Consider the following 15,971-nt stretch of genomic DNA (forward strand, 5'->3'; position numbering starts at 1 on the left):
CCGGGGCGTGTGTCGCCTTCGCGCGGCCGATCACTCAGGGCCGATCACCCGGCGGCTCACCGGGGGCCGCTCAGTCGGGGGCAGGATGCAGCGTCAGCGTGAAATCGTCGGCATTGCGGGTATCGATTTCGCGGAAGCGGGCCTCGAGATAGCCGCGGGTCAGGCAATCTGTCGCGCCGCGGATCTCGAACCGGCCCGGGCCGACGCACATAGGGGTGGCGCCCTCCAGCAGCACCCGGCCGAAGGCGTCCAGCGCGAAGACATAGAGAAAGCGCGCCCCGAGCGGCCGGTCGAGCGGGCTTGCGCATTCGCCGGGCCCGATCAGCCACCAGCCCGAGGTCCCGAAGCCGTCATCGCCGGGCTGGCCGAGGGCGAGATTGACCTCGTCGAGGCTGCGGTTGCAGACCGAAAACCCGGCCATGGCCGGGGCGGCCGCCAGCAGGGTCGAGAGCAGGGCACAAAGCGGGACCAGACAGGCGTGCGGGGCGCGGGGCATCGGCATTCCTCGGGGCGCGGGCGTCTTCGGGCAAAGCACGGGGGCAGGGGCCAAGGCAAGCCCCCGCCGCGGCGGCGATTGGCAAAGACCGGCCGACCGGCTCTGGGTCCGGCGCTTGGCGGCTGTGCGCGGCGGAGGAATCTGCTAGCCATTGCTGCATGATACGCATGACTGCACTCGCTTCGCTGCTGGTCGGCCTGACGGTCGCGGGCGGCCTCGCTCTGGCTCTCGGCCATGGTCTGGTTTCGGAGCGCCGGACGGCGGCTTCGGCGCCCGCTGCGGTTGTGCCTGCGGCCGTCCTGCCTGCCGGAACACCGGTCGAGGGCGCCCGCCTTGCCTGCGCCGAGCCGGGCGATCCGGCGCTGCCGGTGTTCCTGCGGCGCACGGTCCCGGCGGTTCCCGCGGGGGCAGGGCCGAGGGGCGGGGCCACCGAACCGGCGCGGCCCGAGCCGGTCCTGCCCGAGAGGGCCGCGCCGATGAGGCCGGCGCTTCCGGGATCCGCCCTGCAGCCACGCGGCGACGGCCCCGAGCTTGTCTCGATCGATCTTCCCCGGCTGGCGGCCCGCCCGGATGCGGCGGCCGATATGGCGCCACCGCCGCGCCCGCCGTTCCGCCACGAGGCCGCGGCCGGGTCCCCCCTGCCGGAAGAGGTCGACAGCGCGCATTATCTGATCGGTGTCTACCGCTGATCCCGGCCCCTCTGCGGCGCGGTTGCGGTTGACTCGGGCGCCGGTTTCTTTTGCAAAGGTTGCGCGACCCGCCCGATCCGAGAGGCTTTCATGATCCGTCTTCCGCGTTTCGTTCCGCTGCCGAGCACGCTGGCCGCGGCCCCGGTGCTGGCCCTGCTCCTGGCTGCGCCCGGGCCCGTCCTTGCCCAGGGAGCCTCCGGGGCTGCCTCGGGGATGTTGCTTGAGTTGAACGCCGCCGCCGATACCCCCGCCGGCGCCTGCCGCCTGACCTATGTCGCCACCAATCGCAGCGAGACCGGCCTGTCCGAGATCGCCTATGAGGTCGCGATCTTCGATGCCGAAGGGATCGTCAGCCAGCTTCTGGTGCTCGATTTCGGGGCGATGGCCCCGGGCAAGACCCGCGTCGTGCAGTTCGACATGCCCGACCAGCCCTGCGACGCGATTTCGCGGATCGTGGTCAATGCCGCGCCGGGCTGCGTCCGGTCGGAAGACGGCGCCCAAAGCGCGGTCTGCCTCGACGGGCTCGAGACCCGCGCCCGCGGCGCGATCCAGTTCGGTCTCTGACATTCCCGGCCCTCCGCCCCTTCCCCCCGCCGCGCCCTGAGGAGAATCTCCCATGCCCAACCTGTCCGAGTCCGGTCTGCTGACGCCTGCCACGCTTGCGGTCTTCGCCGCGCTCGGGGTGCTGTCGGTGATGGCGCTGACGATCTCGATCTGGAAGGCCTGGCAGTTCCGCCGCATGGGCGTCGGCCGCCGGGCGCTGGCCGAGACGGTGCTGGACTGCTGGTTGTCGGGCCGGGTCGAGGAGGCGATGGAGCGGGCCGTGGCCGGGCGGGCCGTGCTGGGCCGGGTGCTGCGCGCGGTGATGTCGGCGGCGCAGGCGCGGCCGGGCGAGACCGGCTATGCCGAGGAGCTGGGCCGCCAGACCGCGCTGATCGAGCTGGCGCGGATGGGCGAGCGTATGCGCGCGCTGGAACTGATCGTGAGCTCGGCACCGATGCTGGGGCTGCTGGGCACCGTGGTCGGCATGATCGACGCCTTCTCGGCGCTGTCGCTGGCCGCCGATGCGGCCGATCCGGCCAGCCTTGCGGGCGGGATCTGGACGGCGCTGACCACGACTGCGGCGGGGCTTGCCCTGGCGCTGATCGCCAATGCGCTGGTGACCTGGTTCGAGGGCCGGATCGAGGCCGAGCGCACGCTGCTCGAGGCGGCGATCTCGGCCGCGATCTATGGCCGGGTCGATTCCGACGGCGGGGTCTGAACCGCGATGGCGCGGCCACCGCTGCTTGGGGGGCCCCGCAGGGCGCGGCGCCCGCGCTTTGCGCTGACGGCGCTGGCCGACACCATGTTCCAGCTTCTGATCTTCTTCATGCTGTCCTCGGGGCTGACGCCCTATGCGCTTTTGCCGCTGGCGCAGGCGGCGGGCAACCGGCTGGCCGAGACCCGGGTGCCGGGGGGAGAGGGCGCCGAGGCGGCCGGGGCGGTGCTGCCCGCGGGCACCCGGCTCTGGCAGATCGGGCCGGGCAGCCTGACCGCGGGTGGCCAGCGCTTCGGTTTCGACGAGATCGGCACGCTGGCGCGGGCGCTGGCGACGCGCGATCCGGTGCCGCCAGTGGTGCTGCTGGCGGGGCCGGGCGCGCGGGTGCAGGATCTGACCACCGCGCTCGACCGGCTGCGGGCGGCGGGGCTGACCGAGGTCCGGCTCGGCCTTGGCGGGGAGGGCTGAGCCTATGCGGGGAAGGACGATCCTGCCGGTGCGGCGACGCCGGAGCGGGCCCGATACGGCGATTGCCATCGTCAATCTGGTGCTGCTGCTGATCCTGTTCTTTCTGGTCAGCGGCGGGCTCTGGAACCGCGATGCGCCGACCGGGGTGCGGCTGGCCGAGACCCGCGCCTTCGACCCGGCGCGGCTGCCCCGGCCGCTGCTGGAGCTGACGCCCGATGGCCGGCTGGCGCTGGACGGGCAGGCGGTGACGCTGGCCGGGCTGCCCGGGGCGCTGGCGGGGGCCTCGCGGGTGCATCTGCTGATCGATCGCAGCGCTCCGGCGCGGCAATTGCTGCATCTGCTGGGTTCGGCCGGGCTTGAGGGGCGCGACGTGGTGCTGGTGACGGTGCGCGCGGGCGGGGCGGGGCAATGAGCTATCTGCCCTATGGACCCGAGCCCCGGCGGGGCTGGGCTCTGGCCGGGCTTGCCGCGCTGGCCGCGCATGGCGTTCTGGGGGCGGCGCTTGCGGTCTGGCTGGGGCGCGAGCCGGTGGCGCCGGTCCGGCCCGCGCCGCGGTTTCAGGTGACGCTGGAGCGGCTGGACAGCGACACGCTGGCCGGGTTGCGGCTGAGCAAGGGCCGCGCCAATGCCGCCGATCCGGCGCTGGGGCCGGGCGAGGAGAACCCTGAAAGCGGGGAAGGCCCGAGCCCCGCGACCGGACCCGACGACCGTCCCGAGCCCCGCGCCGCGCGCAGGCCGCCCGCTTCCTCGCAGGCCGACCCGCCGCCTGCCGCATCCTCAGCGGAGGCCCCGCTTGCGGGCCGCCTGCCGCAACCGGTGGCGTCGAATCGTCTCTCGCCGGTGATGGCGCGCGCGGGAGCGGCGGCGGTCACGGTCGCGCCCGAGCGACTCACCCCGGTCGGGACCGGCGATGGCACCGGTGGCGGTGTCGAGACGGGCGCCGGATCCGCGACGGGGATCGCGCAGCGTCCGGCCGCCGGTCCGTCCGAGCCGCGCGCCCGCGATCTGGCGGCGGCGGCGCTGATTCGCCGTATCCGTGAGACCCCGGCCCCGGACTGCCTGCTGGCCTTGCCCCGGCGCGATGCCGAGGGCGGGGCCGGGGTCGATCTGATCGCGGCCTCCGAGGCGGGCATGGCCGACTATGTCGGGCGGCTTCTGACGGGCGATCTGGCCGGAACCGCCGAACGGCGGCGCCTGATCGATCCGCGGCAATGCCCGGTTCTGGAGCTGCTGCGCGACAGTCCCGATTATCCCGCGACGCGGCTGGGGCTGGGGCTCGACCGGGCCGAGATCGTGTCGGGCGGGCGGCTGACCGGCAGCCTGCGCGGGGTCGGCGGGCGCTATGTCTTGTTGCTTCTGATCGACAATAACGGCGTTGTGCAGGACCTGCAGCGCTTCCTGTCCTTTGCCGGGAACCGGGCGAAATTCGAGGTGCCGGTGACGCTGGCCGGGCCCGCGCGCGACACCTCGCAATTGCTGCTGGCGGTGGCGAGCGACGGGCCGGTGCCGGGGCTGCGCGCCCAGATCGGGCGGCGCGCCGATCAGGTCTTTCCGCCGGGGCGCCGGGCCGCGCTGGGGGCTGCCGCGCTGGCGCTGGTGGGATTCGACCTGCGTTGAAAGCCCGGGCCGAGGGGCCGGGAGAGGGGGGATTAACTGCGTTGAGTTTGACGCAGTTGGCTCGCGCAAAAGTATATTGTAGGCAAATAAGGTCATAAAAAAGATGAAATTCGGGCGATGGGTTGTCCCCGCCGCCTTAACGATTAAGACCAGACCGGAGCAAAATGTCGCGGTGGTCCACAGGGTCCAGGGATTTGTAATTCGGTCGGTTCACCAAGGGGTTGTTATGGTATTTGTAACGAAGGCCGGCTTGAGCCGGGTCGAGGGCGATAGTCAGCCGTTTCAGCCGCAATTTCGGCGTTTTCTGAGGCAGGCCCTGCGCAGCACCACCGCATTGGCGGCCGTGCTGTCGCTGGGGGCGGCGGCGGCCGGGGCTGGCACGCTTTACTGGAGCGGCCAGGGCGACGAGGGGATCTGGGCCGATCCCGAGAACTGGGCCGATGCGGAGGACAACCCGATCGAGGGCGATGCGCCGGGCCTTGACGGCGTGCCGGTCGGGGTCGTCCTGAAGGAGGCCGCGACGGGGCCGCTCGATCTCGAGACCGGGCGCGCCACGCTGAGCGCGCTTGAGCTGACCGGGAATTCCGATGCGGTTCTGACCAATGGCACGCTGGCCTTTGCCCTGCCCGACGGTGCGTCCGAGACGGCGGCGCGCCTGACCGTCGCGGGCAGCGGCGGTTTCATGGACGAGACGCTGGCCTTCGTTCTGGAGGACGATCTGCTGGTCGAGGCCGATGTCGATACCGGGCTGGCGGGCGATATCTCGGGCGCCGGGGCGCTGCGGCTGCGGGCGGCCGGGGACAGCGAGATCACGCTGTCGGGCACCAACAGCCAGACCGGCGGTACCGTGATCGAGGCGGGAACGGTGGTCGCGACCGGCGGCGCGGCGCTGTCGGATGGCGGCAGCGTGACCCTTGCCGGCGGGATCGACGGCCGCGCGGCCTCGGTGCTGCGGATCGAGCAGGACGAGACCGTGGGCGGGCTGGCTTCGGCCGAGGGCGCGCGCGGCGGGCTCGAGCTTGCGGGCGGCAGCCTGACGGTGTCGGGCGGCCCGGCCTTTAGCTTCGGGCTTGCGATCTCGGGCTCGGGCGGGCTGACGGTCGGGGACGGCGCCGATCTGACGCTGGGCGTGGCGAACAGCTATGCGGGCGGCACGCGCGTCTCGGGCGGGGCGCTTACGGTGGCGGCGGGCGGCAGCCTCGGTTTTGGCGATGTCTCGGTTGACCGGGGCAGCCTCATGACCAGTGGCGCGGCGCTGAGCGCGGGACAGAACGTGACCCTGGGCAGCGGCGGGCTCTGGACGCTGGCGGGCGACGAGACCGTGGGCGGGCTTGGCGGCACGGGCACGGCCGATCTGGGCGGAAACAGGCTCGATATCGCCCTGCCCGAGGCCGAGACCCTGGCTTTCGGGGGCAGCCTTCAGGGAAGCTCCGACAGCCTGCTGGCCCTGACCGGCGGCGGCGACTTCACGCTGTCGGGGCCGCTTTCGGATTATCGGGGCGGGTTCCGGATCGAGGCCGGACGGCTGGGCCTGTCCGATGCCGGGGGGGCGCTGAACGACAATGCGCTCACGCTGGCGGGCGGCACGCTGGTCGCCGATCTGTCCCATGGCTTCGGCGGCAGTGTCACGACCGAGGCGGGCAGCGAAAGCGCGATCAGTGCGGCTGCGGGCTCGACCCTCAGCCTGACCGGTGCGATGGCGCTGGCGGGCGATCTGAGCTTCTCGGCCGAGGGCGAGGATGCCGTGATCGGGCTCGACATGGCCTCGGTAACGCTGGAAGAGGGCGTCTCGCTCGGCTTCGATCTGGCCCGGTTCGAGATCGGCTCGGAGGCCGCGGCGGGGATGTTCGCCGCAGCGCAGGGCACCCGGCTCGGCGCCGGGGCGGCACTGGATCTCGCCGGGTACGATGTCGGGATCCGGGCCTTGACCGGGTCGGGCAGGATCGTGACCGACAGCGGCGATGCGCTCCTCTCCCTGGGCGAGGGCACCGATTTCGGCGGCGTGCTGGCCGATGGCGCGGCGGGCCGCCTGTCGCTCGAGACCGATGGCACGGTGCGGCTGACCGGCGACAACAGCCTGACCGGCGGCACCTCGGTCACCGGCGGCAGCCTGACCCTGGCCGGAGGCGGCAGGCTGGGTGATATCGAGATCGCCTCGGCCGGGCGCTTCGTGCTGGAGGAGGGCGAGGCCGGGGCGGTGGTCAATTCGGGGACCGGCAGCTCGAATGCGGGCACTATCGCCGCGCTGACCCAGAAAGAGGGCAGCTTCGGCAACAGCGGGACCATTGGCGGTGCGGTTTCCGTCGAGGGCGGGTCGCTTTCGAACGAGGGGCGGCTTTCGGGGGATGTCTCGGTCGGGGGCGGTCGGCTCGACAATACGGGCAGCATCGGCGGCGCGCTCGACGTCACCGGGGGCACGGCGACCAACAGCGGCTCGGTCGAGGGCAAGAGCCGGGTCGGCAGCGGCGGGGTGCTGGTCTCGGAGGGCGGGCGCTTCGGCGACGATCTGACCATCGAGGGCGACACGGGCCGCGGCGCGGGGACCTTGCGGCTGTCGGGCACGACCACGGTTGCGGGGGATGTGACCAATGATGGCAGCATCGAGACCCGGGGCGGATCGGAGACCGCGCTGACCCTGACCGAAGGCGGCGGCTTCACCAATAATGGCCGGATCGCGGCCGAGGACGGGGCGCTGACGGTGACGGCCGGGACCATCACGATCAGCGACGGGGCCTCGATGTCGGGCGATATCGACTTCGTCGGGACGGTGGTGAACAAGGGCGAGCTCGACCTTCAGAACGATCTGAACGACACGCTCCGGACCGACACTGGCGGGCGGACGCGGATCGTGGCCTCGCTCGACGGGGCGGGCCATGATGTCGAGAATGCCGGCAGCCTGGAGCTTGGCGAAGGCCTGTCCTTCACCGGGATCGGCGAGGTGTCGAACAGCGGCACGGTCGAGATCGGCGCGGGCGGCCGGCTCGAGGCCGGGCGGATCGGGAATGCCGGCACGCTGAGGCTGGGCGCGGGGGCGGCGCTGGAAGGCACCGGCAACACGCTCGACAACAGCGGGACGATCACCGTGGGCGATGGCGCCAGCGTGACCGATGCCGGCGCGATCGAGAACCGCGAGGGCGGGCTGATCGAGTTCACCGGCAGCGGCTCGATTGCCGCGGACAGCGACCAGAGCGGCGACGAGCCGATCCGGAATGCCGGTCGGATCGTCACCGATGATGGCGGCGATGATGTGATCACGCTGGGCGGCGCGACCCCGAACGTGCTGGAGAATACCGCGACCGGCAGCCTCGGGATCGGCGCGAGCGACAGCATGATCGGCGCCGCGACCACGCTCGAGAATGCCGGATCGGTGACGATCGGCGTGGGCTCGACGCTGAAGCTGGCCGCGCTCGACAATTCGGCCAGCGGCAGCGTGACCAATGACGGCCGGCTGGAGGCCGATACCGTGACCTCGGCGGGCCGCCTGACCAACAATGCGGGCGCCGAGATCGCGGCCGATGTCAGCAGCTCGGGTACGCTCGAGAATGCCGGGACGATCTCGGGCGATCTGAGCGTGAGCGGCGGGACGGCGCGCAGCAGCGGCAGCCTGCAGGATGTGACGGTGTCGGACGGGACGCTGACGGTGACGGCGGGCAGCCTGACCGGCCTGACGGTCTCGGGCGGCAGTGCCAGCCTGGAAGGCGGGGCGCTTTCGGGCGATCTCGCGGTCTCTGGCGGCGCGGCGGATGTCGATGTCGCGGTCGGCGGCAGCGCGGATGTGACCGGCGGCCGGCTCGGGATCGGGGCGGATGGCTCGGTCGCGGGGCAGACCACGGTCGGCAGCGCGGGGCGGCTCGAGACGGCGGGGCGGCTGGCCTCGCTGAGCAGCGCGGGCCAGGCCGACAACAGCGGCACGATCACCGGCGATGTGACGGTGACGGGCGGCCGGACCGACAACAGCGGCACGATCGGCGGCTCGGTGGCGGCCTCGGGCGGGAGCTTCCTGTCCTCGGGCACGGTCTCGGGCGATGTGGCGGCGACGGGCGGGGCGCTGGCCTCGGTCTCGGGCCGGATCGACGGGGCGCTGACCGCGGGCAGCGGCTCGGAGGCGCGGGTGACGGGCGATCTGGCGCTCGGCGGCGGTCTCGGGATCGCGGATGGCGGCAGGTTCGACCTGCAATCGGGCCGGCTGACGCTGGCCGATGGCACCGCGGCGGTGAATGACGGCAGCGCCACCATCGGCGCCGGCACGCTTCAGGGCGGAACCTTCCGGAACCGCGACGGCGGCCAGCTGAACGTGAGCGCGGAGGGTCGTCTGGAAGCGGATCTGGTCAATGCCGAAGGCGCGCAGGCCGATATCGACGGCACCGTCACCGGAGCGGTGGATGTCACGGGCGGGCGGCTCGAGGCGGGAGAGGGCAGCACGCTTTCGGGCGGGCTTGCGGTCTCCGGCGGCAGCGCCGGGACGGCCGGGACGGTCTCGGGCGGGGTCTCGGTCACCGGCGGGCGCTATGACAACAGCGGCAGCGTCAGCGGCGGGTTGCAGCTTGCCGATGGCGCGGTCGGCAATAGCGGGACCATTGGCGGCGCTGTTTCTGTCGAGGGCGGGTCGCTCTCGAATGAGGGGCGGCTTTCGGGGAATGTCTCGGTCGGGGGCGGTCGGCTCGACAATACGGGCAGCATCGGCGGTTCGCTCGATGTCAGCGGGGGCACGGCGAGCAACAGCGGCTCGGTCGAGGGCAAGAGCACCGTCGGCAGCGGCGGGGTCCTGGTCTCGGAGGGCGGGCAGTTCGGCGACGATCTGACCATCGAGGGCGATACGGGCAGCGGCGAGGGGACCTTGCGGCTGTCGGGCACGACCACGGTTGCGGGGGATGTGACCAATGATGGCCGCATCGAGACCCGGGGCGGGTCGGAGACCGCGCTGACCCTGACCGATGGCGGCGGCTTCACCAATAATGGCCGGATCGCGGCCGAGGACGGGGCGCTGACGGTGACGGCCGGGACCATCACGATCAGCGACGGGGCCTCGATGTCGGGCGATATCGACTTCGTCGGGACGGTGGTGAACAAGGGCGAACTCGACCTTCAGAACGATCTGAACGACACGCTCCGGACCGACACTGGCGGGCGGACGCGGATCGTGGCCTCGCTCGACGGGGCGGGCCATGATGTCGAGAATGCCGGCAGCCTGGAGCTTGGCGCGGGCCTGTCCTTCACCGGGATCGGTGAGGTGTCGAACAGCGGCACGGTCGAGATCGGTGCGGGCGGCCGGCTCGAGGCCGGGCGGATCGGGAATGCCGGCACGCTGAGGCTGGGCGCGGGGGCGGCGCTGGAAGGCACCGGCAACACGCTCGACAATAGCGGGACGATCACCGTGGGCGATGGCGCCAGCGTGACCGATGCCGGCGCGATCGAGAACCGCGAGGGCGGGCTGATCGAGTTCACCGGCAGCGGCTCGATTGCCGCGGACAGCGATCAGAGCGGCGACGAGCCGATCCGGAATGCCGGTCGGATCGTCACCGATGATGGCGGCGATGATGTGATCACGCTGGGCGGCGCGACCCCGAACGTGCTGGAGAATACCGCGACCGGCAGCCTCGGGATCGGCGCGAGCGACAGCATGATCGGCGCCGCGACCACGCTCGAGAATGCCGGATCGGTGACGATCGGTGTGGGCTCGACGCTGAAGCTGGCCGCGCTCGACAATTCGGCCAGCGGCAGCGTGACCAATGACGGCCGGCTCGAGGCCGATACCGTGACCTCGGCGGGCCGCCTGACCAACAATGCGGGCGCCGAGATCGCGGCCGATGTCAGCAGCTCGGGTACGCTCGAGAATGCCGGGACGATCTCGGGCGATCTGAGCGTGAGCGGCGGGACGGCGCGCAGCAGCGGCAGCCTGCAGGATGTGACGGTGTCGGACGGGACGCTGACGGTGACGGCGGGCAGCCTGACCGGCCTAACGGTCTCGGGCGGCAGTGCCAGCCTGGAAGGCGGGGCGCTTTCGGGCGATCTCGCGGTCTCTGGCGGCGCGGCGGATGTCGATGTCGCGGTCGGCGGCCGGGCGGATGTGACCGGCGGCCGGCTCGGGATCGGGGCGGATGGCTCGGTCGCGGGGCAGACCACGGTCGGCAGCGCGGGGCGGCTCGAGACGGCGGGGCGGCTGGCCTCGCTGAGCAGCGCGGGCCAGGCCGACAACCGCGGCACGATCACCGGCGATGTGACGGTGACGGGCGGCCGGACCGACAACAGCGGCACGATCGGCGGCTCGGTGGCGGCCTCGGGCGGGAGCTTCCTGTCCTCGGGCACGGTCTCGGGCGATGTGGCGGCGACGGGCGGGGCGCTGGCCTCGGTTTCGGGCCGGATCGACGGGGCGCTGACCGCGGGCAGCGGCTCGGAGGCGCGGGTGACGGGCGATCTGGCGCTCGGCGGCGGTCTCGGGATCGCGGATGGCGGCAGGTTCGACCTGCAATCGGGCCGGCTGACGCTGGCCGATGGCACCGCGGCGGTGAATGACGGCAGCGCCACCATCGGCGCCGGCACGCTTCAGGGCGGAACCTTCCGGAACCGCGACGGCGGCCAGCTGAACGTGAGCGCGGAGGGCCGTCTGGAAGCGGATCTGGTCAATGCCGAAGGCGCGCAGGCCGATATCGACGGCACCGTCACCGGAGCGGTGGACAATGACGGCGAGATCGCGCTTGGCGGCACCATCGACGGCACGCTCGCAAATGACGGCACCCTCACGGTGGCGGCAGACGATACCGCCGCGATCACCGGCGCCATCTCGGGGCTCGGGTCCTATCTGGTGGCGGGCAGTCTCGATTTCGGCGGCAGCTTCGATTTGGGCAGCCCGGGCCGCGCGAGCGCGACCGGCGCCCAGCTGAGCCTTGGCGAGAATGCCACCGTCACCGGCGATCTGCTGACGAGCTATGGCAGCGTCACGCTGGCCGATGGCAGCCGGCTGGCAAGCGATCTGGTCTCGTATGGCCAGCTGCGGGCCTCGGGCAGCGCGACCATCGACGGCGATCTGACCCTGTCGGATGGCGCGGTGCTGAGCCTTGCCGACGGCACGACCGGCGACCGTCTCGACGTGACGGGCGACGCCGAGCTGAACGGCACCATCGCGATGGATATCGACCTGACCGATGGTGCCCAGAGCGCCGATGCGATCTATATCGCCGGGGTCGCAAGCGGCAGCGTGGTGCTGGCCTTCAACGACCTGACCGCGGGCGATTACGGTCAGATCCGGGACCGGCTCGACCTGCTGTCTTACGGCTCGGATGGCGGGCTGTCGGTCCGCTCCACCGGGTTGCCCGGCAGCGGCAGCATCCTCTACCGGCTCGACCGCAATGACGCGGGCGACGGCTGGGGGCTGATCTCGGGGGCGAACCCGGCACTTGGCGGCCTGTCCAGCGGGCTGGCCCTGACCCAGTCGCTGATCGGCTCGGTGGTGAACCGGCCGACCAGCCCCTATGTCTCGGGGCTGGCCTCGACCGAAGGCTCGCCCTGCGGCTGGGGCAGCTGGGGCCGGGCGATGGGCGGGAAGGCCACCGCCAGCGGCAATTCGCATACCGCTCTGGGCAGTTTCTCGACCGAGATCGATGCCAGCTATGGCGGGGTGCAGGCCGGGCTCGACTACAGCTGTTTCGACGGCGGCGAGGATGGCTGGAACCTCAGCTTCGGCACCATTTTCGGGCTCAATGACGGGTCGATCAAGCAGCCGGTCTATCTGTTCGATCCCGATACCGGCACCGTCAACCAGGGCATCCAGACCAGCCGCAACCATACCGACTTCCAGCAGCTCTATGGCGGGGCCTATGTCGGGGCCTCGAAGGGCCGGTTCTTCGCCGATCTGCAGGTCACCGTGAACCAGACCGATTTCGATCTGGAGAACCGGGTGGCCTCGGGCGCCTATGGCGAGCGGCTGGGGGTCGACGACCAGAGCTATGAAAGCACCGGGCACACGGTTTCGGGCACGATGGGCTATGCCTTCCCGCTGGGCGAGGACAGCGGCTTCAGCCTGATCCCGTCGCTTGGCTTCTCGATCAGCCGCACCCGGTCGGACGATCTCTATTTCAGCAACGACCCGGCCGATGACAGCGATGACGGGGTGCTGAAATTCGACCCGATCACCAACGAGATCGGCTTCGCCTCGCTGACGCTGTCGCGCAGCCGGGTTCTGCCCTCGGGGGTGGCGGTGCTGAACGGGTTCGCCACCGCCACCGCCTATCACGACTTTTCCGACCGCTCGGTGGCGAAGTATTACGAGCTCGATGCAAGCGGCGCGCCGCTCGGGGCTCCGCTCTTGTCTGAGAATGACGGGCTCGGTAACTATGGCGAGCTCAGCGCGGGCTTCAACTATACCCGCGTCTTCGGCAAGGGTCAGGCCGGGGCGGCCCGGCAGATGGACGCCTCGGTGCGGGTCGACAGCCGGTTCGGCGATGATCTGGAAGGCTGGGGCGTGACCGCGCAGATGCGGTTCCAGTTCTAGCACGCGCGCCCGCGCCCCGGGCCGGGGCGCGGGCCTTCGCGGGCGCCTGCCCGAGACACACGACAAAGAGATAGGAAGCTTTTCGAGCCATGTCCCGTTTCAGCAAGGTCGCCTGGAAAGAGGGTCTGTTCCTGCAGCCGCATCACCTGCAGCAGGCCGACCGTCATCTCGAACATCTGATCCGCGCGCAGGTGGCCGCGCTGTCGCCCTATCCTTGGGGCCTGGCCGAGCTGCGCTTCGACCGCGACATGTTGCAGCAGGGCCGGATCGGGCTGTTGGCGGCGGTGGGGACGATGCCCGACGGCACCGCCTTCGAGGCGCCCGGCGCCTCGCCCCTTCCGGTCGCGGTCGATGTGCCCGAGGACGGGGCCGGGCTCGATCTCTGGCTGACCCTGCCCGATGCGCCGGTCGACGGCCAGGAGGTCGCGCCCGCGGCCGCCGATGCCGCCACGCGCTATGTGCTGGGCCGCGAGACGGTGGCCGACAATGCCGCTGCCGCGCGCTCGGAACAGGTGCTGGAAGTGGCCCATCCGCGGCTCGAGCTGGCGCTGCGCAAGACCCCCCGCCCGGGCTATCAGTGCCTCAGGCTCGGCCGGGTGCTCGATCTGCGCGACGGCATCGTCACGCTCGACGACCGGGTGCCGCCGACCGCGCTGCGGCTTGCGGTGCATCCGGCCTATGACGGCTATCTGGGCCGGGTGATCGGCTGGATCGAATCGAAGCTCGACACGCTGGCGCGCTATGCGGCCGATCCGTCCTCGGGTGGCGGCATGCAGGCGGGCGACTATCTGATGCTGATGCTTCTGAACCGCGAGCTGCCGGTGCTCCGGCACCTGAAATCCATGGCCAGCGTCCATCCCGAACGGCTGTATGAAAAGCTGGTCTCGCTGGCGGGCGAGCTTGCGACCTTCGATCAGGGCGAGCGCCGCGCCCCGGCCTACGAGGCCTATCGCCACGACGATCCCAAGGCGAGCTTTCCGCCGGTGGTGGCCGATATCCAGCGGCTGCTGGCGCGCGACGTGGGCCGGGCGGTGCGGCTGCCCCTGCAGGAGGTGCGCGCCAATTCCTATGCCGCGCTGATCAACGACCGGAACCTCTTCGCCCAGGCGACCTTCGTGCTGGAGGTCAGCTCGGGCCTGCCTCTGGCCGAGGTCCAGCAGCAGTTCCCGCAGCTCTGCAAGGTCGGGCCCTCGACCCAGATGAAGACCATCATCAACAACAACCTTCCCGGCATCGGGCTGGTGCATCTGCCCAACCCGCCGCGGCAGATCCGGGTGGTCTCGACCAATGTCTATTTCCTGCTCGACCGCTCGACGCCACTCTGGAGCGAGTTTTCCAGCGCGCCCGCGATCGGGATGCATTTCGCGGGCAACTGGCCCGATCTCAAGCTTGAACTCTGGGCGGTGCCTGAGGGGGCGTGATGGCAGACAGCGACGACGATGACGACAAGACCGTGTTCGGGCAGCCGCTGCCGCCGCCGCCGCTGCCGCCCCATCCACTGACCTATCCGCCGGGCTCGGGCTGGAATGTCTATCCGCAGACCCCGCCCGGGGCCGAGCGCACCGCCTTCGGTTCGCCGCCCGGGACCGGTGTGCCGCCCGCCTCGGGGGGGCCGGGGCCGCATCCCTTCTACCAGCCGGGCACCGGCCAGCGCAGCGCGGCGGCCGGGATCTTCCCCGAGATCCGCCGCCCCGAGGCCGCGCCGCGCCCGGTCCAGGCGCGGATCGCGCTCGACGATGCGCTGCGGGCGGCCGATGCCGGCCGCGGGGCCGCCTCGAACCCGCTTCTGGCCGAGGCGACCCAGCTTCTGATCCTGCTGGGACGGCTCCGGACCGGGCTGGTCGAGATGCAGGCCGAACCGCTGATCGACCATGTCACCCGCGAGATCGACGATATCGAGCGGCGCTGCCTGGCCGCGGGGCTGGCCGCCTCGGAGGTGCGGGACGCCAAATATGCGCTCTCGGCCACCGCCGACGACATCGTGCAGAACCTGCCCGGCGCTGACCGGGCGATGTGGCTGCAATATTCGATGGTGGCGCGGTTCTTCGGCGAGCGCTCGTCGGGGATCGGCTTCTTCCGCAAGATGGACGAGGCGATGAAGGCGCCCGGGCAGCGCTATCACCTGCTCGAACTGATGCTGGTCTGCCTGTCGCTGGGCTTCGAGGGCCAGTACCGGGCGATGCCCTCGGGCGCGGCCGAGCTGGCGCGCATCCGCAGCGCCATCTACGAGACCCTGCGCCGGATCTCGCCGCGGCCCGATGACGATGTCTCGCCGCACTGGACGCCGGTGCCGCTGGATGCGCGCAGGCGCGGCGGGCAGACCCCGCTCTGGGTGATCGCGGCCATTGCCGTGGCGATGCTGGTGGCGCTGTTCGCGACGCTTTCGACGCTTCTGACCCGGCAGGGGGCGACGGTGCGCGACGACATCCTGGCGCTGCATGCCGGACAGCCCGAGATCGCGATCGAGCGGACCGAGCCGGTGATCGCGCCCTATCGGGCGCCCGAGACGACGCAGATGGACCGGATCCGCACCGCGCTGGCCGAACCGCTCGAGGCGGGCCGGGTCGAGGTCGATCAGGTCAATGACTGGGTGCTGGTGCGGCTGCGCGAGGCGCTGCGCTTCGCCACCGGCTCGGCCGAGCTCGAGGACGGGTCCGGGCCGCTGCTGGCCGAGATCGCGGCGATGCTCGATGGCGAGGACGGCCCGGTGCGGGTGGTCGGTCATACCGACAGCGTGCCGATGTCGGGCCGCGGCCGGTTCCGCAGCAACCAGGATCTGTCGCTGGCCCGGGCCGAGACGGTGGCCGAACGGCTGGGCGGTCTGGTCGCCGATCCGGCACGGCTGAGTGCCGAGGGCAAGGGCGCGACCGATCCGGTTGCCGGAAACGACACGCCTGGCGGCCGGGCGATGAACCGGCGCGTCGAGATCATGATACCGCGGGAGGACTGAGCGGG

The 15,971-nt window shown here is 71.5% G+C and carries 10 protein-coding genes; 9 read left to right on the top strand and 1 reads right to left on the bottom strand.

All coding sequences use genetic code 11. From position 1 onward, the window contains the following. Positions 1-70: 70 nt before the first annotated feature. Positions 71-496, bottom strand: a complete 426-nt coding sequence (locus tag ACK8CO_RS11360) for a DUF1036 domain-containing protein (protein WP_196774417.1) — start codon at positions 494-496, stop codon at positions 71-73. A gap of 167 nt (positions 497-663) precedes the next feature. Between ACK8CO_RS11360 and ACK8CO_RS11365 the strand changes: the two genes are divergently transcribed. The 9 genes from ACK8CO_RS11365 to icmH all read left to right on the top strand — a co-directional run bounded on the left by ACK8CO_RS11365 (position 664) and on the right by icmH (position 15,966). Next, positions 664-1,185: a hypothetical protein gene (locus tag ACK8CO_RS11365; protein ID WP_414896693.1), complete on the top strand. Its 522-nt coding sequence runs from the start codon at positions 664-666 to the stop codon at positions 1,183-1,185. A 90-nt stretch (positions 1,186-1,275) separates the two neighbouring features. Beyond that, positions 1,276-1,749: a hypothetical protein gene (locus ACK8CO_RS11370; protein ID WP_414896694.1), complete on the top strand. Its 474-nt coding sequence runs from the start codon at positions 1,276-1,278 to the stop codon at positions 1,747-1,749. A 52-nt stretch (positions 1,750-1,801) separates the two neighbouring features. Beyond that, complete coding sequence (locus ACK8CO_RS11375; protein ID WP_414896695.1) at positions 1,802-2,446, top strand: MotA/TolQ/ExbB proton channel family protein; 645 nt, start codon at positions 1,802-1,804, stop codon at positions 2,444-2,446. Between the two features lie 6 nt (positions 2,447-2,452). Continuing rightward, complete coding sequence (locus ACK8CO_RS11380; RefSeq protein ID WP_080618233.1) at positions 2,453-2,911, top strand: ExbD/TolR family protein; 459 nt, start codon at positions 2,453-2,455, stop codon at positions 2,909-2,911. A gap of 4 nt (positions 2,912-2,915) precedes the next feature. Continuing rightward, on the top strand, positions 2,916-3,323 hold the full coding sequence (locus ACK8CO_RS11385) for an ExbD/TolR family protein (protein ID WP_414896696.1): 408 nt from the start codon (positions 2,916-2,918) through the stop codon (positions 3,321-3,323). After that, a complete protein-coding gene (locus tag ACK8CO_RS11390; protein ID WP_414896697.1) occupies positions 3,320-4,528 on the top strand; it encodes a hypothetical protein in 1,209 nt (402 codons plus the stop codon). Before ACK8CO_RS11385 ends, ACK8CO_RS11390 begins: the two co-directional genes overlap by 4 nt. 250 nt (positions 4,529-4,778) lie before the next feature. Then, complete coding sequence (locus tag ACK8CO_RS11395) at positions 4,779-13,016, top strand: hypothetical protein (RefSeq protein ID WP_414896698.1); 8,238 nt, start codon at positions 4,779-4,781, stop codon at positions 13,014-13,016. Positions 13,017-13,105: 89 nt separating this feature from the next. Beyond that, on the top strand, positions 13,106-14,437 hold the full coding sequence (gene tssK / locus ACK8CO_RS11400) for a type VI secretion system baseplate subunit TssK (protein WP_080618237.1): 1,332 nt from the start codon (positions 13,106-13,108) through the stop codon (positions 14,435-14,437). Then, a complete protein-coding gene (gene icmH, locus ACK8CO_RS11405) occupies positions 14,437-15,966 on the top strand; it encodes a type IVB secretion system protein IcmH/DotU (RefSeq protein WP_414896699.1) in 1,530 nt (509 codons plus the stop codon). Before tssK ends, icmH begins: the two co-directional genes overlap by 1 nt. Positions 15,967-15,971: the final 5 nt, after the last annotated feature.

Source organism: Rhodovulum sp. HP10, from assembly GCF_047553435.1.
Classification (GTDB): domain Bacteria; phylum Pseudomonadota; class Alphaproteobacteria; order Rhodobacterales; family Rhodobacteraceae; genus Rhodovulum.